Consider the following 21661-nt stretch of genomic DNA (forward strand, 5'->3'; position numbering starts at 1 on the left):
TCGATGTTGAAACCTGCGAAGAAACTGCAAAAAGTCCTGATCGCCAACCGCGGCGAGATCGCGCTGCGTATCCTGCGCGCCTGTAAGGAAGAGGGCATCAAGACCGTCGCTGTTTACTCGACGGCCGATACCGAATTGATGCACGTGAAACTGGCGGACGAAAGCATCTGCATTGGCCCGCCACTGGCCACGAACTCCTACCTGAAAGTCTCGAACATCATCGCTGCGGCAGAAGTGACCGGCGCTGATGGCATCCACCCGGGCTACGGCTTCCTCGCGGAAAACGCCGATTTCGCCGAACAGGTGGAAAAATCCGGGTTCGCCTTCATCGGCCCGAAAGCCGAAACCATTCGCCTGATGGGCGACAAGGTTTCAGCCAAGGACGCCATGATCGCAGCCGGCGTGCCAACCGTTCCAGGTTCCGACGGCCCACTGCCTGAAGACGAGGAAACCGCCCTGCGCATTGGTCGCGAAGTCGGTTACCCGGTGATCATCAAGGCCGCCGGTGGCGGTGGTGGTCGCGGCATGCGCGTGGTGCACAAGGAAGAAGACCTGATCGAAGCCGCCAAGCAGACTCGCTCCGAAGCGGGCGCCTGGTTCGGCAACCCGATGGTCTACCTGGAGAAGTACCTGACCAACCCACGTCACGTGGAAGTCCAGGTGCTGTCCGACGGCCAGGGCCACGCCATCCACCTGGGCGACCGCGACTGCTCGCTGCAACGTCGTCACCAGAAGGTACTGGAAGAAGCACCGGCACCGGGCCTCGACGAAAAAGCTCGCCAGGAAGTGCTGGCTCGCTGCGTCAAGGCGTGCATCGACATCAACTACCGTGGCGCCGGTACCTTTGAGTTCCTCTACGAGAACGGTCGTTTCTACTTCATCGAGATGAACACTCGTGTGCAGGTAGAGCACCCAGTTTCGGAGATGGTCACCGGTATCGACATCGTCAAGGAGATGCTCAGCATCGCCGCCGGTAACGTGCTGTCCTTCACCCAGGACGACGTGAAGATGCACGGTCACTCCCTGGAGTGCCGGATCAACGCCGAAGACCCGAAAACCTTTATTCCGAGTCCAGGCCTGGTCAAGCATTTCCATGCGCCAGGCGGCAACGGCGTTCGCGTCGATTCGCACCTGTACAGCGGCTACAAGGTTCCGTCCAACTACGACTCGCTGATCGGCAAGCTGATCACCTGGGGCGCCACTCGCGACGAGGCCATGGCCCGTATGCGCAACGCCCTGGATGAAATCGTGGTAGACGGCATCAAGACCAACATCCCACTGCATCGGGACCTGGTTCGTGATGAAGGCTTCTGCGAAGGTGGTGTGAACATTCACTACCTGGAACATAAGCTGGCCAACCAGTAAGTGCTCCACCCAACAAAGCCGCCTTCGGGCGGCTTTGTTGTTTGTGGGCCCTCTATTTTGAAGATGTACACAGTGCAAATGTGGGAGGGGGCTTGCTCCCGATAGCGGTGGATCAGTTACAGATGATGAGGCTGACACACTGCTATCGGGAGCAAGCCCCCTCCCACATTTGATCCGTGTTCAGTCAGTACAGTCGTCTTCTGCGGTTCGCTCGCGTAAACTTGCGCGCTTTCGCGGCCTACCCGCTGCACATTCATTTTTTTCAAAGGTGCCCGCCATGCCTTGGCTGCAAGTCCGTCTCGCCATCAGCCCAGAACAAGCCGAAACCTACGAAGACGCTTTCCTTGAAGTAGGCGCCGTGTCGGTGACCTTCATGGACGCCGAAGACCAGCCCATCTTCGAACCGGAACTCAATACCACGCCGCTGTGGTCCCACACCCACTTGCTGGCCCTGTTCGAAGACGGCACCGATGCCGCTGCCGTGCTGGCCCATATGCAATTGCTCACCGGCAGCCCGCTGCCCGAGCATCACAGCGAAGTCATCGAAGACCAGGACTGGGAACGCAGCTGGATGGATAACTTCCAGCCCATGCGTTTCGGCCAGCGCCTGTGGATCGTGCCGAGCTGGCACGCCGCACCGGAACCAGACGCGGTCAACCTGCTGCTGGACCCGGGCCTGGCGTTCGGCACCGGTACCCACCCCACCACCGCCCTGTGCCTGGAATGGCTGGACGGCCAGGACCTGACCGACTGCAACGTGCTGGACTTCGGCTGCGGCTCGGGGATCCTGGCGATTGCCGCCCTGCTGCTGGGCGCCAAGGAGGCCGTGGGCACCGATATCGACGTGCAGGCTCTGGAAGCCTCCCGCGACAACGCCGGGCGCAACCACATCCCTGAAGGCAAATTCCCGCTGTACCTGCCGGAGCAATTGCCCCAGGTGAAGGCCGATGTACTCGTTGCCAACATCCTCGCCGGGCCGCTGGTTGCCTTGGCGCCGCAGCTGTCGAGCCTGGTCAAGCCGGGGGGGCGCCTGGCGCTGTCGGGCATTCTCGCCGAACAAGGTGAAGACGTCGCCGCAGCCTACGCCCAGGACTTCGAACTGGACCCGATCGCCAACCGTGATGGCTGGGTACGCATCAGTGGTCGTCGGCGCTAGAATGAGCGCTTGCCTGAATCGGATGGCCGCATGACCGACAGTTTCGTCACCCAGTGCCCGCATTGCCAAGCTCGCTTTCGCGTCAACCACGCCCAGTTGAACGTGGCCCGTGGCGTGGTGCGCTGCGGCTCGTGCCTGCAAGTGTTCAACGCCGCTCGCCAGTTGTTGGAGCAACGCAACCACACGCCTGCGCCGCAACCTGAGCGGCCGGCTATCGTCGAGCCAGCCGTCAAACCGGCTGGCGAAGCAACTGCACAACCACCGCGGGCAATCAGCCAGAAGCAATGGACAGCCGAAGAGCTGGACCTGGATAACCTGGACCTGGACAAAGAACTGGCCAAGCTGGAACGTCGTGAGATTCAGCACACCCAGCCGCCAGGCGCGGAACGTCGCCACCCGGGTGCTGATCGCCGGCAAAAGGAAGACTCCCTCAGCGCAAGCCGCGATACGGCCAAGGCCGAGGAAGAAAAGTGGGCTGCCAGCCTGTTCAGTGCCCCTCCAGAGGAGCGCGCGCAGCCCCCTGAGGACCTGCCCGAGCCGGCCAAGACACCTGCGTCCAAACAGCGCACCGAACCGTCCATGTCGGCCCACACCGACGAACTCGATGACGAACCACCGCTGCGTTCTGCCCCTGGCGATGACGACCTCGACCCGCCGCTGACACCTGTCACCGACGCGCGGGATATGCCCGAACCCGAAGAGCCCCTGCAGTCACGCCGCAAGCGCCCGCGCGCGGAAGCCGGAGTGCACGACGACCTGCTCCACGACCTGGAAGACGACCCTCTGCACCTGTATGCGCAGAAACGTCCGTCAGGCTGGGGCCGCCGGTTGATCTGGATCACGCTCATCGTACTCGCGGCTGCCGGCCTGGCAGGCCAGTACATCGCTTACCAATTCGATGACCTGGCCCGCCAGGACGCCTACCGCCCATGGTTCCAGGAGCTGTGCCCGAAACTGGGTTGTACCGTGCCATCGCGGGTCGATGTCGCCCATATCAAGAGCAGCAATCTGGTGGTGCGCAGCCACCCCGAATTCGCCGGCGCGCTGGTGGTGGATGCGATCCTCTATAACCGCGCGACCTTCTCCCAGCCCTTCCCACTGCTGGAGCTGCGCTTTGCGGATTTGAATGGCAGCCTGATTGCCAGTCGTCGCTTCAAACCTGCCGAGTATCTCAGTGGCGAGTTGGCCGGCGTCAGCGAAATGCCCTCGCAGACGCCGATCCACATCTCCCTGGACATCCTTGATCCAGGCAACAAGGCCGTGAACTACAGCCTAAGCTTCCATTCGCCAGAGTGAAGCAACGCACATACCGAGGTTTGACGGTGGATTATTGACTTTGCCGCCGTCGACCAAACCGATGGCGATAAAAAAGCAACTGTTCAGATTTTATCCAATTCAGCCTTTAACCAGTCATCGAGAGCGGGTATCATGCCAACCCTTTTTCGAACTCTAATGATCCGGCCCCACAACAGGGAAGTCCTATGTCGGCGGTACGCATCGGCCCATACACATTGCAGAACGGCTTGATCCTCGCCCCGATGGCGGGCGTCACCGACCAGCCCTTTCGTCAGTTGTGCAAGCGTTTGGGCGCGGGTCTAGTAGTCTCTGAAATGGTTACCAGCGACATGAGTTTGTGGAACACCCGCAAGTCGCGGATGCGCATGATCCACGAAGGTGATCCCGAGCCACGCTCGGTACAGATCGCCGGTGGTGATGCACAGATGCTGGCGGATGCAGCCCGGGCCAATGTGGAGTTGGGTGCACAGATCATTGATATCAACATGGGCTGCCCGGCCAAGAAGGTCTGCAACAAGGCTGCCGGTTCCGCCTTGTTGAAAGATGAGCAGTTGGTTGCCGAGATCCTGCAGGCCGTCGTTGGCGCAGTGGATGTGCCGGTGACCCTGAAGATTCGTACCGGCTGGGACCGGGACAACAAGAATGGCCTGACGGTGGCGAAGATCGCTGAACAGGCCGGGATTACAGCGCTGGCGGTACATGGCCGTACCCGCGCCGACCTTTATACCGGTGAAGCCGAGTACGACACCATTGCCGCGATCAAGCAGGCCGTGTCGATGCCGGTGTTTGCCAATGGCGACATCGACTCAGCCGAGAAAGCCCGGCGCGTGCTGCACGCAACCGGTGCCGATGGCTTGTTGATTGGCCGGGCCGCCCAGGGGCGACCGTGGATTTTTCGTGAGATCGAGCACTTCCTGCGTACCGGCGAAGTCTTGCCGGCACCGGAGTTGGTCGAGGTGGAACGTATTCTGCTAGAGCATCTGGCCGCCCTGCACGCCTTCTATGGGGACGTGATGGGTGTACGCATTGCTCGCAAGCATGTCGGCTGGTATCTCGCCACCTTGCCGGGCGCCAAGGAATTCCGCGCTCAGTTCAATCGTTTGGATGAAACGCAGGCACAGGTCGCCACCGTTCGTGAGTTCTTCGCCGAACGTGACAAGAGCCTGGGAACAGGGGATGGAGAAGGGGTGGCCGCATGACGATGATGACCGAGACTTTAGTGAGTGGAACAACACCCGTGAGCGACAACGTCAATTTGAAACAGCACCTCAACACGCCCAGTGAAGAAGGCCAGACCCTTCGCGGGAGTGTCGAGAAGGCGCTGCACAATTATTTCGCCCACCTTGAGGGTGCTTCCGTCACGGACGTGTACAACCTGGTGCTCTCCGAAGTCGAGGCGCCCTTGCTCGAAAGCGTGATGAACTACGTCAAGGGCAACCAGACCAAAGCCAGTGAGCTGCTGGGCCTCAACCGTGGCACCTTGCGTAAAAAGCTCAAGCAGTACGATTTGCTGTAAGCATTCAATCAAACCAGAAAGGCGCCCGCGTAAAAACGGTCGCCTTTTTTGCTGACTCCTTTGCTTTTGATGGAAATTGAAATGACCGACCAGACTACCCGCCTGCCGATCCGCCGTGCCTTGATCAGTGTTTCCGACAAGACCGGGATCCTCGAATTTGCCCGGGAGCTGGAAGCCCTGGGTGTGGAAATCCTCTCCACGGGCGGGACCTTCAAACTGCTGCAGGACAACGGCGTGGCCGCAGTAGAAGTGGCGGACTACACCGGTTTCGCAGAAATGATGGACGGTCGCGTCAAGACCCTGCACCCGAAAATCCACGGCGGTATCCTCGGCCGTCGCGGTATCGACGACGCCATCATGAACGAGCACGGTATCAAGCCGATCGACCTGGTGGCCGTTAACCTCTACCCCTTCGAAGCCACCATCAACAAGCCAGGCTGCGACCTGCCGACCGCCATCGAAAATATCGATATCGGCGGTCCGACCATGGTCCGCTCGGCCGCCAAGAACCATAAAGACGTGGCCATCGTGGTTAACGCCAGCGACTACGACCAGGTGCTGGAAAGCCTGAAAGCCGGTGGCCTGACTTACGCCCAGCGCTTTGACCTGATGCTCAAGGCGTTCGAACACACCGCGGCCTACGACGGCATGATCGCCAACTACATGGGCACCGTGAACCAGGCAGCCGACACCCTGAGCACTGAAGGCCGCAGCCAGTTCCCGCGCACCTTCAACAGCCAGTTCATCAAGGCCCAGGAAATGCGCTACGGCGAGAACCCGCACCAGAGCGCGGCGTTCTACGTGGAAGCCAAGCCTGCCGAAGTGGGCATCGCCACCGCTACCCAGCTGCAAGGCAAAGAACTTTCCTACAACAACGTGGCCGACACCGATGCCGCGCTGGAATGCGTGAAGAGCTTCGTCAAACCAGCCTGCGTAATCGTCAAGCACGCCAACCCGTGCGGTGTGGCCGTCAGCCCGGATGCAGAAGGCGGCATCCGCCAGGCCTACGAACTGGCCTACGCCACCGACACCGAATCGGCGTTCGGCGGCATCATCGCCTTCAACCGCGAACTGGATGCCGAGACCGCCAAGGCCATCGTCGAGCGTCAGTTCGTCGAAGTGATCATTGCCCCAAGCGTCAGTGAAGAAGCCCGCGCCATCGTCGCTGCCAAGGCCAACGTGCGCCTGCTGGCCTGCGGCGAATGGTCGGCTGAGCGTGCCGCTGCCTGGGACTACAAGCGCGTCAATGGCGGCCTGCTGGTACAGAGCCGCGACATCGGCATGATCGGCAGCCAGGACCTGAAAGTGGTGACCCAGCGCGCCCCGACCGAGCAAGAGATCAACGACCTGATCTTCGCCTGGAAAGTGGCCAAGTACGTCAAGTCCAACGCCATCGTCTACGCCAAGAACCGCCAGACCATCGGCGTCGGCGCGGGCCAGATGAGCCGCGTGAACTCGGCGCGTATCGCCGCGATCAAGGCTGAGCACGCCGGTTTGCAGGTAGTGGGTTCGGTGATGGCTTCCGATGCGTTCTTCCCGTTCCGTGATGGTTTGGACAATGCCGCGAAAGCGGGCGTGACCGCCGTGATCCAGCCGGGTGGCTCGATGCGTGATGCCGAAGTGATTGCAGCGGCTGATGAAGCCGGCATCGCCATGGTCTTCACCGGTATGCGCCACTTCCGCCACTGATCCAACTCGATCGAAATGTGGGAGGGGGCTTGCTCCCTCCCACATAAAGCGCACTTGCGGCGCCTCACAGAATTTGCTTCATCCGAGGTTTTTGAAATGAATGTTTTGATCATTGGCAGCGGTGGCCGTGAACACGCCCTGGCCTGGAAAGTTGCCCAGGACCCACGCGTCCAGAAAGTTTTCGTAGCACCCGGCAACGCCGGTACTGCCATTGAAGCCAAGTGCGAAAACATCGCCATCGACGTATTGGCCCTGGAACAGTTGGCAGATTTTGCCGAGCAGAACGTCTCCCTGACCATCGTCGGGCCGGAAGTGCCATTGGTGGCCGGCGTCGTTGACCTGTTCCGCAGCCGTGGCCTGGATTGCTTCGGCCCGACCGCTGGCGCCGCCCAGTTGGAAGGCTCGAAAGCCTTCACCAAGGACTTCCTGGCGCGCCACAAGATCCCGACTGCCGACTACCAGAACTTCACCGAGATCGAGCCAGCCCTGGCTTACCTGCGTGAAAAAGGTGCACCGATCGTAATCAAGGCCGATGGCCTGGCTGCCGGTAAAGGCGTGATCGTCGCCATGACCCTGCAGGAAGCCGAAGACGCCGTGCGCGACATGCTCGCCGGCAACGCCTTTGGTGACGCCGGTTCCCGTGTGGTCATCGAGGAATTCCTCGACGGCGAAGAAGCCAGCTTTATCGTGATGGTCGACGGCAAGAACGTGCTGCCCATGGCCACCAGCCAGGACCACAAGCGTGTCGGCAACGGCGACAGCGGCCCGAACACCGGCGGCATGGGTGCCTACTCGCCGGCACCGGTAGTGACCAGCGAGGTGCACCAGCGCGTCATGGACCTGGTGATCTGGCCAACGGTGCGGGGCATGGCCGACGAAGGCAACGTCTACACCGGCTTCCTCTACGCCGGCCTGATGATCGACAAAGCCGGCAACCCGAAAGTCATCGAGTTCAACTGCCGCTTTGGCGATCCGGAAACCCAACCGGTGATGCTGCGTCTGCAGTCGAGCCTGGTCCTGCTGGTGGAAGCTGCCCTGGCCCAGGCGCTGGACAAGGTCGAAGCGCAGTGGGACCCACGTCCGAGCGTCGGCATTGTGCTGGCGGCCGGTGGTTACCCTGCCGACTACGCCAAGGGCGATGAGATCGAAGGCCTGGACGCGGCCGCCGCGCTGGAAGGCAAGGTGTTCCATGCAGGCACCGCACTCAAGGATGGCAAAGTTGTAACCGCAGGTGGCCGCGTGTTGTGCGCCACCGCAATGGGTGCCAGTGTCGATGCCGCACAACAGCAGGCGTACACGCTGGCTGCGAAAATCGACTGGAAAGGTTGCTTCTACCGCACTGACATCGGCTATCGCGCCATTGCCCGTGAACGTGGTGAGAACAGCTGAGCGGCTACACTCCAAGTAGCTATCCGTTCGGTTAGGTAAGGGCCTTTGGCCCTTGCCGTACACATATCGCCCCGCGCATAGTTAACCCGTGCATCAACCTACGAAGGGATTTCGCCGTGCGCTGGCTCAGGATCGCCATAGGTTTTACTGTCAGTCTACTGACCCTGCTCTGCTTGCTCCCGGCCCAGGCCGCCGCGCAAGGCATTGGTTGGGCAGTATTGCTTGATGAACAGGCCGACCTGCAACTGAGCGACATCCGTTCCGCCCGCTATACCAATCAATTCAGCCCCATCGAACTGGACCGGATCACTGCCGCGCAGCCGGACGGTGCGTTGTGGGTGCGCTTCAGATTGCAGCCCGGCAAGCACGAACAAGTGCTGCGGGTATTCGCCCCGGACCTGTCCAGCCTGAGCCTGTATGTACTGGACGGTGACACCCTGGTCGAGCAGCAAACCACCGGCACACGCCAACCCCAGGCTGAACGCCCGCTGCCCAGCAGCGACTTCATGCTGCCGATGCCCCAGAGCCAACGGCCCCTTGAGGTGTATCTGCGCCTGGTCTCGGAACACGAGCTGCGCCCCTACATCACCCTGGAACCCGCGGTACTGGCCGCCGCCAACCAGAACCAGACGCTGATCTACGGCCTGCTGTTTGGCGTGCTGCTGATGCTGATCCTGCACAACCTTACGCGCTTCGCCTACCACCGCTCACGCAGCAGCCTGTGGCTGGCCGCCTGCGAATTTCTGTTGATGCTCAGCCTGGCGTTATTGCTTAACCTGGTGGGGCCGTGGCTGCCGAACTGGCACGCGATCCAGACGCCAGGCGCGTACCTCGCCCTGCTACTGACCGCCCCCTGCGGGCTGATGTATGCCTATCGTTTCTTCATGCCACTGGGCCCGCACCCGCTGAACAAAGTGTTGATGGCCGACATCCTGCTGATCGTGCTGTGCGGCTTGCTGCTGTTGTTCGTCAATACCCTGCCGCTGAACATCATCACCTATGCCCTGGTGGCGCTGGCCGGCCTGAGCATGTTGTTTGTGTCGGCCTACCACTGGCAAAAAGGCTACCGCCCGGCGCGCTTGTTCGTGGCGGCGATGGTGGTGTTCAACATCGGCACCCTGATCATCCTCCCCGCCCTGCTCGGCCTGACACTGTTGGCGCCGCAAGGCTTGATCGTCACCTTGCTGGGTTTTATCTGCCTCAGCGGCCTGCTGATGAGCCTGGCCCTCGGCGAGCGCCAGCGCGCGATTGTCGAAACCCGCTTCAGCCTGAGCCGCGACCTGGCGGCCAGCAATGCCGAAATCGCCGCCAAGGCCGAGTTCCTGGCGAAGATCAGCCACGAAATTCGCACGCCCATGAACGGCGTACTGGGCATGACCGAATTGCTGCTGGGCACGCCGCTGTCGGTGAAGCAACGAGACTATGTGCAGACCATCCACAGCGCCGGTAACGAGTTGCTCACCCTGATCAACGAAATCCTCGACATCTCCAAGCTCGAATCCGGCCAGATCGAACTGGATGATGTGCAGTTCGACCTCAACGCGTTGATCGACGACTGCCTGAGCATCTTCCGCGCCAAGGCCGAGCAGCAGAATGTCGAACTGATCAGCTTTATCCAGCCTCAGGTGCCGCGGGTGATCAGTGGCGATCCGACGCGCCTGCGCCAGGCGCTGCTGAGCCTGTTGGAAAATGCCCTGCATAAAACCGATGAGGGCGAAGTGCTGATCGTCGTCGCACTCGACGAGCGCAGCAGCAAGCCGCGCCTGCGCATTGCCGTGCAAGACAGCGGCCTGCCCATGGAAGCCGCCGAGCGCGACGCCCTGCTGCACAGTGAACTGCACAGCAAGAACTTCCTGTCGGCGACGCGCTTGAGCGGCCACCTGGGCCTGGTCATCGCCCGCCAGTTGATCCTGTTGATGAACGGCGAATTCGGTATAAAGAGCGGCAGCCATCAGGGCAGCACCCTGTGGCTGACCCTGCCGCTGGACCCGGAACGCCTGGAACATCCTACGTCCGACCTCGACGGCCCGCTCAAGGATGCTCGCGTGTTGGTAGTGGACGATAACGACACCTGCCGCAAAGTGCTGGTACAGCAATGCACGGCCTGGGGCCTGAACGTCAGCGCCGTGCCTTCCGGCAAGGAAGCCCTGGCCCTGCTGCGAACCAAGGCGCACTTGCGTGATTACTTCGACGTGGTACTGCTCGACCAGAACATGCCCGGCATGACTGGCATGCAACTGGCCGCCAAGATCAAGGAAGACCCGAGCCTTAACCACGACATCCTGCTGATCATGCTCACCGGTATCAGCAACGCGCCAAGCAAGATCATTGCGCGCAACTGCGGGATCAAGCGCATCCTCGCCAAACCGGTGGCCGGCTATACCCTCAAGACCACCCTGGCCGATGAACTGGCGCAGCGCAACAAAGGCGCCGCCATTGCACGCCCGGCACCCAGCGCACCGGCAGCCGTGAGCGTGCCCAGCGATTTCCGCATCCTGGTAGCCGAAGACAACAGCATCTCCACCAAAGTGATTCGCGGCATGCTCGGCAAACTCAATCTCAACCCGGACACCGCCAGCAATGGCGAAGAAGCGTTGGAAGCGATGAAAGCCCAGCGCTATGACCTGGTATTGATGGACTGTGAGATGCCGATCCTCGATGGTTTCTCCGCCACCCAGCAGCTGCGGGCGTGGGAAGTCAGTCACCAACGCGTGCGTACGCCGGTGGTAGCGCTCACGGCGCACATTCTCTCGGAACATAAAGAACGCGCACGCCAGGCCGGCATGGACGGGCATATGGCCAAGCCGGTGGAGTTGTCGCAGTTGCGTGAGCTGGTGGACTATTGGGTGGCGCAGCGCCAACAACGCCCGGAGCACGCGCCTTCCTGACTTGGAATACAAGCCCACACACACATTTGATTCGCGTCGCCTGATAGACTCTCCACACTTTCCCGCCCGCGAGCCGCGCCCATGCTCCATGTGTTATTCAGCGTTTACCTGAAGATGCTGGTGCTCTACAGCCCGTTCTTTGTGCTGTCCTGCTTTATCAGCCTGACCCGTGGTTATTCCAGCAAAGAGCGCCGGCGCCTGGCCTGGAAAGTCGCCCTGGCGACCCTGGTATCGAGCGTGTTGCTCTACCTGTTCGGCCGGGTGATTTTCAGCGTGTTCGGCATTACCGTGGACGCGTTCCGCATCGGCGCCGGCAGTGTGTTGTTTATCTCCGCCCTGGGCATGGCCCAGGGCAAGTCGGCGGTGCAGACCGACAACGTACAGCAGGACGTGACCATCGTGCCGCTGACCATCCCTCTTACCGTGGGCCCCGGTACCATCGGCGCATTGCTGGTGATGGGCGTGAGCCAACCACACTGGGATGACAAGCTCACCGCTATCCTCAGCATTACCCTGGCCAGCCTCACCGTGGGCGTGGTGCTGTACCTGTCCAACCGTATCGAACGCATTCTCGGCGACCAGGGCTTGCAGATTGTCAGCCGGCTGATGGGGCTGTTCGTCTGCGCCCTGGCCGCGCAAATCATCTTTACCGGCGTGCGCGGCTATCTGGTGCCTTAGATCCGGTATTTGGCAATGGCCAACTGCACTTTGTCACCGGCGCTTTCGCGCATCATTTGGATGGTTTTTTCATTGACCACCGAGGTATTCAACACCAGGCAGGTCTGCCCGCTGAAAGCCTCGAACGAAGAGCTGTCCCACTCCAGGAAGGGCAAGCCCAGATGTTTGTCCACGCCGTGGGTGCTGTAGGTCACCAGCACCATCATCAATTCACCGTCGTTTTCCGCGCAGGAGGCCAGGCCGAAATCGCCGCCCTCATGCACCGTGCAGTTACGTTTGAACAGGTCGAAAGACGCCGGTTGCCGCTTCAATGCCTCCAGCGCATCAGCGGCCAACTTGGGCAGCGCGGTGAGCAATGGCCCAGACAGCGCCGTCGTCGCCAACATCGCGGCGATGATATTCAGGGCCGCCAGTTGCACCGTCAGACCCTTGCCTGCACGCGAGATCCGCTCAAAGCGGCTACGCACCGGAAACCAGCCAAGGCTGATCATGACCTTGATAAATTCGTCGTACCAAGCCTCGCTGCCCCGCTGGACCTTCAGCACATCACTCACATAACTGCTGGCCAGCAGGTAACTTTTGCGGATGTACTCCCGATTCAACGCAGACAACCCTTCGGCAAATGAAATCACACCGTTGTTGACCACGGCCGCATTGCAATCGTCGTCGGAGTCCAGCGGTAAAGCCGCCTGCTTTCCGGGTGCGCCTGGCAATTTGTAGGCGGCAATCAACTTGCGCCTCTTGGTACTGTTGATCCTTCTGTGATGTCGCTCCATTTCCAGTTCTCCACAAGCACCCCACATGGGGCTTGCTACCACCCTAGTCCAGTGCAGGGAGGGTTTTCCATGCGACAAACATCCCTTGGCCGCCCCCACACAAAACCACCGCCCAGCAATGACAAGGCACGGCCAAGGGGCGCGCGTTTTTCAGCGTATAAAAAAGAAAAAGCCCCGAACAACGCCAGTTGAATCCCTGGGTCATTCGGAGCTTTCTTGCAGCCTGATGGGCCGTTTTCAGCTGGCGGGTTTGTCGCCGTACCAGCGCGGCGTATACACCCACTCACCGCCACCGGCACGGGGGAATGTGCAGGTGGTGGACGAGCCGATCAACACCATGGTGCGCATGTCCACTTGCGAGGGCGTGAGTTGCCCCAAGGTAGTGACACGCAGCGTCTGGCCCGGGCGACCGATATCGCGGCCCAACACCACCGGCGTCTCGGGCGTGCGATGCAGCGCGACAATCTCTAGGGCGCGCCCCAGTTGCCAAGGCCGCGAACGGGAGATCGGGTTATAGAACGCCAGGGCCAGGTCGGCCTGGGAGGCAAGGTCCAGGCGCTTTTCGATGATCGACCAGGGCTTGAGGTTATCCGACAGCGACATCACACAGAAGTCATGCCCCAGCGGTGCACCAGCCTGAGCGGCAGTGGCCAGGGAGGCGGAAACCCCCGGGAGGATTTCCAGGTCGACCTGATGCCAGGCCGGGTCGCTGGACTCGTGCAACGCCTCGATCACTGCGGCAGCCATGGCGAAGACGCCCGGGTCGCCGGACGACACCACCACCACCGAACGCCCTTGCGAGGCCAGCTCGAAGGCATGGCGAGCACGCTGCATTTCTTCGCGGTTGTCGGTGCAGTGTTGCACTTGATCGTCACGGAACGGCCCCGCCATGCGCACGTAGGTTTCGTAACCCAGTACGTCCGTGCAACGCGCCAGTTCTGCCTTGACCGCCGGCACCATCAACTCGGCGGCGCCTGGGCCCAGGCCGATCACCGCGAGACGGCCACGGCGGCGGCCAACCAGTGACAGGTCCAAGGGTTGCTCGGCCACGGTAATGCTGACGTCCGCAATGGGCGAAACCTGAGCAAAACGCAGCGGTACACCCAACGCCAACGCGGCCTCATGCAATGAAGCATCGGCCATCTGCAGGTCGCTGGCCAACAGGCAGGCCAAGGCTTGCACGGCGATACCCGCTTCATGTAACGCCGTACGCACACGTTCGGCCAACTGCGCACCGGGCTTGCAGGTGACGTAGACGTTCTGCGGATATATCAGCAGTTCATTGGCTGCAGGTGTGCGCTCGGCACTGCCCACATGAATCGCCAGGCGCGCCTGTTGATCCTGTGGCAGATTGGCCTGGTCCAGCCATGGCGCGGCACCTTCGATGCGCACGCTTTCACCCGCCAGCAGGTCCGAGACAAAGCGCTTGCCCAACTCAATGTCTGCCAGTTGATAACCCGCCGGCGGGTTGAGCAGGCAAGTGCCGAAGCGCAACTCGCCACTGGTGGTGATGGCGGCGGCCACGCCCAGTGCCGCAGCGATGTCCCGCGCCATCACATTCACACCGCCCAGGCCACCAAGCAGCGGCACCACGGCGCTGCCGTCTTCAGCCACGGCCAGCACGGCGGGTTCCTCACCCTTTTCCAGCAGCAGCGGTGCCAGGGTGCGGATCACAATGCCGGCAGCGCAGAGGGCAATCAGCGGGGAGCCTTGCTGGTAGAGCTGGCGCAGCGTCGCGCCGAATTCGCTGTAGCTCTGGTCGGCACCTTCAACCCGTGCGGCCAGGCCGTGGATCAGTGCGCCGGGGTAAACCTGCTGGATCTTGCGCGCCGTTGCCAGGCTGCCTTGGCCCAGAATCACAATCGCCGGGGTCATCAACCTTGCCACCTTTCACCGGGCACGATGATCAGCGAGAAATACGGCGAAGACGCCGGATCAACCTGATCCAACGGCACGATCTTCTGGTTGGCCATGGTGGCACGCTCCACATACAACGCACGCTCGGCCAGGCCCAGCTCTTCCAACACCTGGCGCACCTTCGGGAAGTTGCGCCCCAGCTTCATGATCACAGCAGCGTCGGCATCCGCCAGGCGGCGCTTGAGGTCGTCATGGGGCAATACGCCCGAGAGCACCGACAAGCTCTGGTTGCGATATACCAGCGGCGCGCCGAGTACCGAAGCGCCTCCGAGCATCGAGCACACACCCGGAATCACCTGGGCCTCGTAGCGCTCGGCGAGGCGGTCATGCAGGTACATGTAGGAACCGTAGAAGAACGGATCACCTTCGCAGATCACCGCCACATCGCGGCCCGCATCCAGGTGCGCCGCCACATCGAGGCTGGCGTTGTCGTAAAAGTCACTGATCACTTGTTCATAGGACAGCGGCGCCGGCAGTACTTCGGTAGTCACTGGGTACACCAGCGGCATCAGGGTTTGCTGCGCCACCAGGTGATCTTCGATGATGCCGAAGGCGTTGCCCTTCTTGCCCTTGGCCACGAAGTACGCCACCACCGGCGACTCACGCAGCAGGCGCAGGGCCTTGAGGGTAATCAGTTCCGGGTCGCCGGGGCCGACGCCCAGGCCGATCAAACGTCCGCGTGCTTGCATTATTCGACCTCCGTGGCCAAGGCGTTGACGGCGGCGGCGGCCATGGCACTGCCGCCCAGGCGCCCTTGCATGATCACGAACGGCACCCCACGGCTATCCGCCGCCAGCATCGCCTTGGACTCGGCGGCGCCGACAAACCCTACTGGGAAACCGAGGATCAACGCCGGTTTCGGCGCGCCGGCATCAAGCATTTCCAACAGGTAGAACAAGGCGGTCGGCGCGTTGCCGATCACCACCACACTGCCTTCCAGATGCGGGCGCCACAGTTCCAGGGCGGCGGCGGAACGGGTGTTGCCAAGCGTACGCGCCAGCTCCGGCACGCTGTCATCGCGCAGGGTGCAGATCACGGGGTTATTGGCCGGCAGGCGCGCACGGGTCACGCCTTCGGAGACCATCCGCGCATCACACAAAATCGGTGCGCCTGCGGCCAATGCGTCACGCCCGGCCTTGCCCGCGCCTGCGGAGAATTGCAGGCCATCGATGGCCTCGACCATGCCGCACGCATGAATCACCCGTACCGCGAGTTTTTCCAGGTCAGCCGGAATGCGCTCCAACTTGGCTTCCGCGCGAATAATGGCAAAGGAGTTGCGATAGATCTCCTGACCGTCGCGGATGTAATCAATCATCGGTGTTGCTCCGTGGGCGAGCGCGCAGCAAGGCGCCCGCCGCTTCAATGGAAAGAGTGCGCGCGTGCAGCCGGCCGAAACCTGGTTGGGCTGCGTCGCGAAAATAGAGGTCGTAGTGGCCGGGGCTTACCGCCAGCAAGGTGGCCGGTGCGGTGTGCGCAGCGGCGCAGGAGCGCGGGCAGCCGGACAGGTGCACTTCAACACCAGGTTGCAGGGCGGCCAGTTGCACCGCGTCGGCCTTGGTATCGGCCAGGCCTTTGCCGCAGCCACTGGAGCCAGTGCAGGCGATCATACGGGCCAGGGGTTGGTCGATTGAGCAGAGAAAGCCCAATTGCGCCAAGCGTTCGGTCACGGTGCCAGGGCGTTCAATATTGGGCAGCAGTACGCCCTGCCAGGGCGTGAAGCGTAATGTCCCGTCGCCGTACTCGCTGGCCAGTTGCGCGGCACCCTTGAGCATCAGCGGATCCAGGCGGCCCAATGGCGCGACTGCCGCGACGTAGAACTGATTTTTCTGCGGTTGTGGATAACTTCCCAGGTGCAGCAACGCGCCGCTGGCCGGGCGTTGGAAACCCTCCACCGGCAGCAGCGGCAGGCTGAGGCGGCTCAGTAAGTTATCCACAGCCAGATGGCGCATGCGCGTTTGCTCGGGCGTCGCCAGGTCGAGAAAGGCTTCCAGCACCGCCACCACCAGTGCATGGCCGTGCTCCAACGGCACTGCTGCCACGGGCGCATCCAGCCCCGGGCAGCCGGCCAGGCCGAATGCCAACAGCGTCTGGCCATTGCGTATAAACGCCGACAGCCACAGGTCATGGTGATGCTCAAGCATCGCCAGGGCTTCACCGCCATCCAGCTGTATCGCGAACTTGGCCGACAGTTCGTGGAACCGCGTATGGTTTTGCAAGGTGGCGAGAATCTGCGCGGCCAGCGGGCGGGTGTCGAACCCCATCTGTGGGTCGATACCGGCGCTGGGGCTGAGCATCAGGTTGCGTACGTCGTCACCGGCAGCGTTGCTCGGGCCAAGGCCCGCGGCCAGCAGTATGGCGATCAAAGCCTCCTGCTCGGCGCCGATCCCGCGGATCTGCAGGTTGGCGCGGTTGGTCGCCTCGATCACCCCGCCTGCGTAGGCCTGGGCCGCGTCTGCCACGGCATGGGCCTGGGCGGCGCTGATCGAGCCACCGGCCAATTTGATCCGGCAAATGCCGCCGTCCAACGCCTGGACAATACGCAGCAACCCCGGACAAGCCGAGGGGCGCAAGGTATTCACAGCGGGCGTTGGGTTCACGGGGCTACCGGTTGACGGGTAAAGGCGCGGTATTATGCCTGCTTTGTCCGGCGGCATGAAAAGCCTGCCCGTCGGATGTCGTTCAAGGAATTCATATGTCGCCCTGGCTGACGGTTGTAGGCATTGGTGAAGACGGCTTCAAGGGCCTGGGCAGGAATGCCCGGCATGCCCTGCTGCGCGCCTCGCGGATTATAGGCGGGCAGCGCCAGTTGGACCTGTTGCCGGTGTGTATTCGTGGCGAGCGCCAGGTGTGGCCGAGCCCGTTTTCCCTGGAGCCGGTGTTGTCCCGGCGTGGGGAGCCGGTGTGCGTGCTGGCCAGCGGCGACCCGATGTTCTATGGCGTGGGCGCCAGCCTGGCGCGGCAGGTGGCGGCGCAAGAACTGTTGATCTTGCCCGCGCCTTCGTCGGTGTCGTTGGCGGCGGCGCGCTTGGGCTGGCCGTTGCAGGAGGTGGTGACCTTATCAGTGGTGGCCCGACCATTGGCGGCGATCAATGCGCATCTGGCCAGTGGTGTGCGTTTGCTGGTGTTGAGTAATGACGGCAGCAGCCCGGCTTCGATTGCCTCGCTATTGGTTGAGTCCGGGTTTGGACCCAGCCGGTTGACCGTGTTTGAACACTTGGGTGGCGGATACGAACGGCGTATCGACGGGCTGGCGCAGTCGTGGGAACACGCTTCGGTGGCCGATTTGAACCTCATCGCCATCGACTGCGTGGCGGATACCGATACACCACGTCTGTCGCGCCTCGCCGGCCTGCCCGACTCGGCCTTCAAGCACGACGGCCAACTGACCAAGCGCGATGTGCGCGCCATGACCCTCGCTCGCCTCGCACCGATGCCAGGCCAATTGCTATGGGACGTGGGTGCGGGCAGCGGTTCCATCGGCATCGAATGGATGCGTACTCATCCGAGTTGTCGCGCCCTGGCGATTGAAGCCGACCCAGGCCGCCAAAGCCTGATCGAACACAACCGCGACGCCCTCGGCGTGCCCGGCCTGCAATTGATTCGCGGCACCGCCCCGCAAGCCTTGAACGGGCTCGAAGCCCCAGACGCCATCTTCATCGGCGGCGGCGTCACCCGTGAAGGCGTACTCGACACCTGCTGGCAACACCTGCGCCCCGGCGGCCGCCTCGTCGCCAACGCCGTGACCCTGCAAAGCGAAATGACCTTGATGAACTGGCGCGCCGAGCATGGCGGCGAACTGACGCGTATCCATGTGGCGCAGGCGCAACCGTTGGGCGAGTTTGATACTTGGCGACAGGCGTTGCCGATCACGCTGCTGGAAGTAATCAAGCCGCTATGAAGAGAATTCTGCTGCTGGGTGGCGTGACCGAAGCGCTGGCGATTGCCCGAACCTTGGGGCCGGAGCATATCTACAGTTTGGCGGGTGTGGGTCGTGTGCCTACTGATCTCACGTGCCAAGTACGTGTCGGCGGTTATGGTGGCGCTGAAGGATTGGCGCAGTTTGTTCGCCATGAACGTATCAGCCTTATCCTGGATGCCACGCACCCGTATGCGGCACAGATCAGCCATAACGCCGCCCAGGCCGCACGACTATGCGGCGTACCGTGCTGGGCGTTGCGGCGCCCGGCGTGGCAGCCGCAGGTGCGCGATGATTGGCGGGAAGTGTCTGACTGGGCCGAGTTGATCGAAGCGCTCAAACCCTTCAAGCGTCCCTTGTTCACCTTGGGCCGCGAACCCTTGCAGCATCTCGATGAGATCCCCGCCGAGCAGTTCTGGACCTTGCGTGCACTGGACGTTTATCCGGGGAATGAGCGGTGTGAAGTGATAGGCGCGCGTGGGCCGTTTCTGATCGAGGACGAGCGGGCGTTATTCGAACGGCGCGGGATTGATGTGCTGATCAGCAAGAACAGCGGCAGCACCGCCACCGAACCTAAGCTGGAAGTGGCGCGTGAGCGTGGGGTGCCGGTGTTGGTGTTGAAGCGGCCGGTGCTGGCGGCGGTGGATCGGGAGTTCACAGCAGTGTCAGCGGTGCTACAGGCAATCACTATTCTCTAGACACCAGTTATCCCATGTGGGAGCAGTGTATGGAGACTAGGGATTGAGGTTCCTAGGCCGACCTCAAAGCCCTGTCGGAAATTTCTGCACATACCAATAGCTAGCCGAACCCTAATTGCTTGCCTGCGCCCTCAGAAGGCGACCCATCTTACAAACCCTTCCGAACCATCTGGCTGGTTCAGCCAAAAGCCCCGGTCCTAATCTTACCTCTCCTGGTTTTGCCTCAGCACCCGCAATAGGGAAGAACTGTTTTTACAGCGCATTCCATTGCCATTCTGTATCCCAAGGAATACGATCGACGATGATTCGATTCAAGAGATCCGACCATTTTCAGGAATGGCTTGATTCGCCACGCGGCAAACCTGCCCGTGGTCGTGTGTTGACAAGATTGGATAACGCAACGAGGGGCAACTTCGGCGACTGTGAACCAGTAGGTAATGGCATCTCGGAAATGCGCATCCATCATGGTCTCGGATACCGAGTGTATTTCACGCGTATAGATGAGGTGGTTTACCTGTTGTTAATAGGGGGAGAAAAGTCGACGCAGAAGCGCGATATCCGCCGCGCAAAACAAATTGCAGATGAATTTGGAAAACGGAGTGAGCCATGACTGAATTTAAAGATTTCGACATAGCCGAGCACCTCAAAACCCCGGAGGACATGGCAGAGTATCTTGAAGCTTCTTTCGAAGAAGACTCAGGTGACGGATTGCTTATTCGCTCAGCCCTAAACAACATCGCCCGTGCCCAAGGTATGACCCAAGTAGCCCGCGATGCCGGCCTTGGACGTGAAAGCTTGTACAAAGCCCTCTCCAGAACTGGCAATCCCGAATTCGGGACTATCATGAAAGTGATGAAAGCTTTGGGCCTTAAGCTTCATGCCACATCGATCTGATATCACTGCGACACCAAACCACACCGCCCCTTTTTACTTCTCCCCCCCGATCAGGCTAAATACCCACCTGATCGATTAACCCTACGGATTATCCGCCATGGCCCGTCAACGCTTTGCAATTGCCTGGATCGCCTGCCTTGCAGTGTTGTTCAATGCGTTTGCCATGCCGTTGGCCAGTGCGATGCAGCAATCCCAGGACCCGGTGCAGCAATTGCTGTGGGGCAGTTTCTGTTCTTCCAATGGCGCCAGCCTGAAAGCCATTGCCTTGGGCAAGCTGGATATTCCGGCACCGCAAGACGATCACTCGGCCATGCAGCATTGCTGGTGTTGCTCGGGCTCGGCGCCGTTGGTGGCGCTGCCGGGGCATGTGCCGCAGTTGTATGTGACGCGGTTCGATGCGGTGCAAAGCCTGCCTGCCCCTTCATTGCAAAATCCCACCCCGCGCCAGCAATGGCCGAGCCTTAACCCGCGCGCCTCTCCGACGGTCTGATCTTCTTCGCAAGCGAACTGCGTTTAGAACCGTTCTGGAGAACTGCCATGCTTAAATCTTCCCTGCTTCTGGCTGCGTTGTTGCTGCCGGTGTTCAGTGCTGCCAATGCCGATGACTACAAGGCCGGCGACTTGCTGGTGAGCAACCCCTGGTCCCAGGAGTTGCCGCCGAATGCGCCGACCGTCGCGGCGTACTTCGTGATTCATAACACTGGGGCTACCCCGGATCGCCTGCTGAGTGTCGAGACGCCGGTGGCAGACAAGGCCGAGCTGCATGAGCATGTGATGCAGGGCGACCTGATGAAGATGCAGCAAGTGCCGAGCGTGGCCGTACCCGCCAAGGGTGACCTGACCTTCGCACCGATGGCTTATCACGTGATGCTGCTGGGCCTTAAAGACCGCAGTCTGTTGGCTGATGGCAAGCAGTTCCCACTGACCCTGACCTTCGAGAAAGCCGGCAAGGTCGACGTAGAAGTATCGGTGCAGAAAGCGCCGCCGACGGCCGGCCACGAGCATATGCACGCCCAGTAAGCCAAACCGATGGGCGCCCCTCGCGCCAGGTTGTCTCCGCACCGTCGCCTGATGCGCGGCAGTTGGATCAGCCTGTTCGCCATGCTGATGATTTTTATCGGTCCGCTGATTTCCCAAGCGATGCCGATGGATCACCACGCCGGTATGTTCATGGACATGCCCAGCTGCCATGGTGAACAAACGCAACACAGCAAAGCTCCCGACGAGCACCACGTGCTCTGGGAAAAATGCGGTTATTGCAGCCTGCTCTTCAGTTGCCCCGCACTGCCCGGCAGCGTGTCCTACGTCAGCCTCGGCACCCCGCCGCCGGCCAATGCCCTCACACCCGCCACCCGCCTGGGGCATGCCCGGCAGAGCATCTTCCCTGGCGCCCGCAGCCGTGCACCACCCATCGCTTCGTAAGCACCCCACACCTTTACTTCACCCCGGCCGACTTTAGACAGACAGCCGCAGGCTGCTGGCC

Annotated in this window: 21 protein-coding genes; 16 read left to right on the forward strand and 5 right to left on the reverse strand. The window is 61.4% G+C overall.

The features are described from left to right. Positions 1 to 3: 3 nt before the first annotated feature. From accC to JFT66_RS05845, 9 genes are all read left to right on the forward strand, one after another. A complete protein-coding gene (gene accC, locus JFT66_RS05805) occupies positions 4 to 1365 on the forward strand; it encodes an acetyl-CoA carboxylase biotin carboxylase subunit (protein WP_003188188.1) in 1362 nt (453 codons plus the stop codon). Between the two features lie 277 nt (positions 1366 to 1642). Beyond that, positions 1643 to 2521, forward strand: coding sequence for a 50S ribosomal protein L11 methyltransferase (gene prmA, locus JFT66_RS05810; RefSeq protein WP_034117520.1), 879 nt, complete (start codon positions 1643 to 1645; stop codon positions 2519 to 2521). A 30-nt stretch (positions 2522 to 2551) separates the two neighbouring features. Beyond that, on the forward strand, positions 2552 to 3817 hold the full coding sequence (locus tag JFT66_RS05815; RefSeq protein ID WP_198858956.1) for a DUF3426 domain-containing protein: 1266 nt from the start codon (positions 2552 to 2554) through the stop codon (positions 3815 to 3817). Positions 3818 to 4002: 185 nt separating this feature from the next. After that, a complete protein-coding gene (dusB, locus tag JFT66_RS05820) occupies positions 4003 to 5016 on the forward strand; it encodes a tRNA dihydrouridine synthase DusB (protein WP_034117518.1) in 1014 nt (337 codons plus the stop codon). Next, positions 5013 to 5333 (forward strand): DNA-binding transcriptional regulator Fis, encoded by a 321-nt coding sequence (gene fis / locus JFT66_RS05825; RefSeq protein WP_002555375.1) that lies wholly within the window; start codon positions 5013 to 5015, stop codon positions 5331 to 5333. The genes dusB and fis overlap by 4 nt, the downstream gene beginning before the upstream one ends. 81 nt (positions 5334 to 5414) lie before the next feature. Next, the gene (gene purH / locus JFT66_RS05830) at positions 5415 to 7022 is read left to right on the forward strand and encodes a bifunctional phosphoribosylaminoimidazolecarboxamide formyltransferase/IMP cyclohydrolase (RefSeq protein ID WP_034117517.1); all 1608 of its coding nucleotides are present in this window, start codon (positions 5415 to 5417) and stop codon (positions 7020 to 7022) included. Between the two features lie 96 nt (positions 7023 to 7118). After that, positions 7119 to 8411 (forward strand): phosphoribosylamine--glycine ligase, encoded by a 1293-nt coding sequence (gene purD / locus JFT66_RS05835; RefSeq protein ID WP_153838766.1) that lies wholly within the window; start codon positions 7119 to 7121, stop codon positions 8409 to 8411. 116 nt (positions 8412 to 8527) lie between these two features. Beyond that, the gene (locus JFT66_RS05840) at positions 8528 to 11299 is read left to right on the forward strand and encodes a hybrid sensor histidine kinase/response regulator (protein WP_198858957.1); all 2772 of its coding nucleotides are present in this window, start codon (positions 8528 to 8530) and stop codon (positions 11297 to 11299) included. 81 nt (positions 11300 to 11380) lie between these two features. After that, entirely contained in the window at positions 11381 to 11977 is a 597-nt protein-coding gene (locus tag JFT66_RS05845; RefSeq protein WP_034117514.1) for a MarC family protein, read from the forward strand. Here the strand turns inward: JFT66_RS05845 and JFT66_RS05850 are convergent. The 5 genes from JFT66_RS05850 to cobG all read right to left on the reverse strand — a co-directional run bounded on the left by JFT66_RS05850 (position 11974) and on the right by cobG (position 17324). Next, complete coding sequence (locus tag JFT66_RS05850; protein WP_034117513.1) at positions 11974 to 12753, reverse strand: hypothetical protein; 780 nt, start codon at positions 12751 to 12753, stop codon at positions 11974 to 11976. The genes JFT66_RS05845 and JFT66_RS05850 overlap by 4 nt on opposite strands. A gap of 237 nt (positions 12754 to 12990) precedes the next feature. Next, entirely contained in the window at positions 12991 to 14628 is a 1638-nt protein-coding gene (gene cobJ, locus JFT66_RS05855) for a precorrin-3B C(17)-methyltransferase (RefSeq protein WP_198858958.1), read from the reverse strand. Then, positions 14628 to 15359: a precorrin-2 C(20)-methyltransferase gene (locus JFT66_RS05860; RefSeq protein ID WP_153871499.1), complete on the reverse strand. Its 732-nt coding sequence runs from the start codon at positions 15357 to 15359 to the stop codon at positions 14628 to 14630. The genes cobJ and JFT66_RS05860 overlap by 1 nt, the downstream gene beginning before the upstream one ends. Next, positions 15359 to 15985 (reverse strand): precorrin-8X methylmutase, encoded by a 627-nt coding sequence (locus JFT66_RS05865; protein ID WP_034117510.1) that lies wholly within the window; start codon positions 15983 to 15985, stop codon positions 15359 to 15361. Before JFT66_RS05865 ends, JFT66_RS05860 begins: the two co-directional genes overlap by 1 nt. Then, complete coding sequence (cobG, locus tag JFT66_RS05870; protein WP_198858959.1) at positions 15978 to 17324, reverse strand: precorrin-3B synthase; 1347 nt, start codon at positions 17322 to 17324, stop codon at positions 15978 to 15980. Before cobG ends, JFT66_RS05865 begins: the two co-directional genes overlap by 8 nt. 38 nt (positions 17325 to 17362) lie before the next feature. Here cobG and cbiE point away from each other — a divergent pair, with 38 nt between their 5' ends. The 7 genes from cbiE to JFT66_RS05905 all read left to right on the forward strand — a co-directional run bounded on the left by cbiE (position 17363) and on the right by JFT66_RS05905 (position 21600). After that, positions 17363 to 18568 carry a precorrin-6y C5,15-methyltransferase (decarboxylating) subunit CbiE gene (cbiE, locus tag JFT66_RS05875; RefSeq protein ID WP_198858960.1) on the forward strand — a complete coding sequence of 402 codons (1206 nt, stop codon included), beginning with the start codon at positions 17363 to 17365 and terminating at the stop codon, positions 18566 to 18568. Next, positions 18565 to 19284, forward strand: a complete 720-nt coding sequence (locus JFT66_RS05880) for a cobalt-precorrin-6A reductase (RefSeq protein ID WP_198858961.1) — start codon at positions 18565 to 18567, stop codon at positions 19282 to 19284. Before cbiE ends, JFT66_RS05880 begins: the two co-directional genes overlap by 4 nt. 301 nt (positions 19285 to 19585) lie before the next feature. Further along, entirely contained in the window at positions 19586 to 19894 is a 309-nt protein-coding gene (locus tag JFT66_RS05885) for a type II toxin-antitoxin system RelE/ParE family toxin (protein ID WP_198858962.1), read from the forward strand. Continuing rightward, positions 19891 to 20178 (forward strand): addiction module antidote protein, encoded by a 288-nt coding sequence (locus tag JFT66_RS05890; RefSeq protein WP_198858963.1) that lies wholly within the window; start codon positions 19891 to 19893, stop codon positions 20176 to 20178. The genes JFT66_RS05885 and JFT66_RS05890 overlap by 4 nt, the downstream gene beginning before the upstream one ends. 97 nt (positions 20179 to 20275) lie before the next feature. Then, a complete protein-coding gene (locus JFT66_RS05895; protein ID WP_034117504.1) occupies positions 20276 to 20668 on the forward strand; it encodes a DUF2946 domain-containing protein in 393 nt (130 codons plus the stop codon). Between the two features lie 47 nt (positions 20669 to 20715). Then, a complete protein-coding gene (locus tag JFT66_RS05900) occupies positions 20716 to 21198 on the forward strand; it encodes a copper chaperone PCu(A)C (RefSeq protein ID WP_034117503.1) in 483 nt (160 codons plus the stop codon). Between the two features lie 9 nt (positions 21199 to 21207). Continuing rightward, complete coding sequence (locus tag JFT66_RS05905; protein WP_198858964.1) at positions 21208 to 21600, forward strand: DUF2946 domain-containing protein; 393 nt, start codon at positions 21208 to 21210, stop codon at positions 21598 to 21600. Positions 21601 to 21661 lie beyond the last annotated feature (61 nt).

Source organism: Pseudomonas sp. MF6755, from assembly GCF_016405635.1.
Classification (GTDB): Bacteria; Pseudomonadota; Gammaproteobacteria; order Pseudomonadales; family Pseudomonadaceae; genus Aquipseudomonas; species Aquipseudomonas haemolytica.

What these genes read in the sequence shown, in the direction of transcription:
- accC (WP_003188188.1), top strand. Translation starts at nt 4, where the DNA reads ATGTTGAAACCTGCGAAGAAACTGCAAAAAGTCCTGATCGCCAACCGC.
- prmA (WP_034117520.1), top strand. Translation starts at nt 1,643, where the DNA reads ATGCCTTGGCTGCAAGTCCGTCTCGCCATCAGCCCAGAACAAGCCGAA.
- JFT66_RS05815 (WP_198858956.1), top strand. Translation starts at nt 2,552, where the DNA reads ATGACCGACAGTTTCGTCACCCAGTGCCCGCATTGCCAAGCTCGCTTT.
- dusB (WP_034117518.1), top strand. Translation starts at nt 4,003, where the DNA reads ATGTCGGCGGTACGCATCGGCCCATACACATTGCAGAACGGCTTGATC.
- fis (WP_002555375.1), top strand. Translation starts at nt 5,013, where the DNA reads ATGACGATGATGACCGAGACTTTAGTGAGTGGAACAACACCCGTGAGC.
- purH (WP_034117517.1), top strand. Translation starts at nt 5,415, where the DNA reads ATGACCGACCAGACTACCCGCCTGCCGATCCGCCGTGCCTTGATCAGT.
- purD (WP_153838766.1), top strand. Translation starts at nt 7,119, where the DNA reads ATGAATGTTTTGATCATTGGCAGCGGTGGCCGTGAACACGCCCTGGCC.
- JFT66_RS05845 (WP_034117514.1), top strand. Translation starts at nt 11,381, where the DNA reads ATGCTCCATGTGTTATTCAGCGTTTACCTGAAGATGCTGGTGCTCTAC.
- JFT66_RS05850 (WP_034117513.1), bottom strand. Translation starts at nt 12,753, where the DNA reads ATGGAGCGACATCACAGAAGGATCAACAGTACCAAGAGGCGCAAGTTG.
- cobJ (WP_198858958.1), bottom strand. Translation starts at nt 14,628, where the DNA reads ATGACCCCGGCGATTGTGATTCTGGGCCAAGGCAGCCTGGCAACGGCG.
- JFT66_RS05860 (WP_153871499.1), bottom strand. Translation starts at nt 15,359, where the DNA reads ATGCAAGCACGCGGACGTTTGATCGGCCTGGGCGTCGGCCCCGGCGAC.
- JFT66_RS05865 (WP_034117510.1), bottom strand. Translation starts at nt 15,985, where the DNA reads ATGATTGATTACATCCGCGACGGTCAGGAGATCTATCGCAACTCCTTT.
- cobG (WP_198858959.1), bottom strand. Translation starts at nt 17,324, where the DNA reads ATGCCGCCGGACAAAGCAGGCATAATACCGCGCCTTTACCCGTCAACC.
- cbiE (WP_198858960.1), top strand. Translation starts at nt 17,363, where the DNA reads ATGTCGCCCTGGCTGACGGTTGTAGGCATTGGTGAAGACGGCTTCAAG.
- JFT66_RS05880 (WP_198858961.1), top strand. Translation starts at nt 18,565, where the DNA reads ATGAAGAGAATTCTGCTGCTGGGTGGCGTGACCGAAGCGCTGGCGATT.
- JFT66_RS05885 (WP_198858962.1), top strand. Translation starts at nt 19,586, where the DNA reads ATGATTCGATTCAAGAGATCCGACCATTTTCAGGAATGGCTTGATTCG.
- JFT66_RS05890 (WP_198858963.1), top strand. Translation starts at nt 19,891, where the DNA reads ATGACTGAATTTAAAGATTTCGACATAGCCGAGCACCTCAAAACCCCG.
- JFT66_RS05895 (WP_034117504.1), top strand. Translation starts at nt 20,276, where the DNA reads ATGGCCCGTCAACGCTTTGCAATTGCCTGGATCGCCTGCCTTGCAGTG.
- JFT66_RS05900 (WP_034117503.1), top strand. Translation starts at nt 20,716, where the DNA reads ATGCTTAAATCTTCCCTGCTTCTGGCTGCGTTGTTGCTGCCGGTGTTC.
- JFT66_RS05905 (WP_198858964.1), top strand. Translation starts at nt 21,208, where the DNA reads ATGGGCGCCCCTCGCGCCAGGTTGTCTCCGCACCGTCGCCTGATGCGC.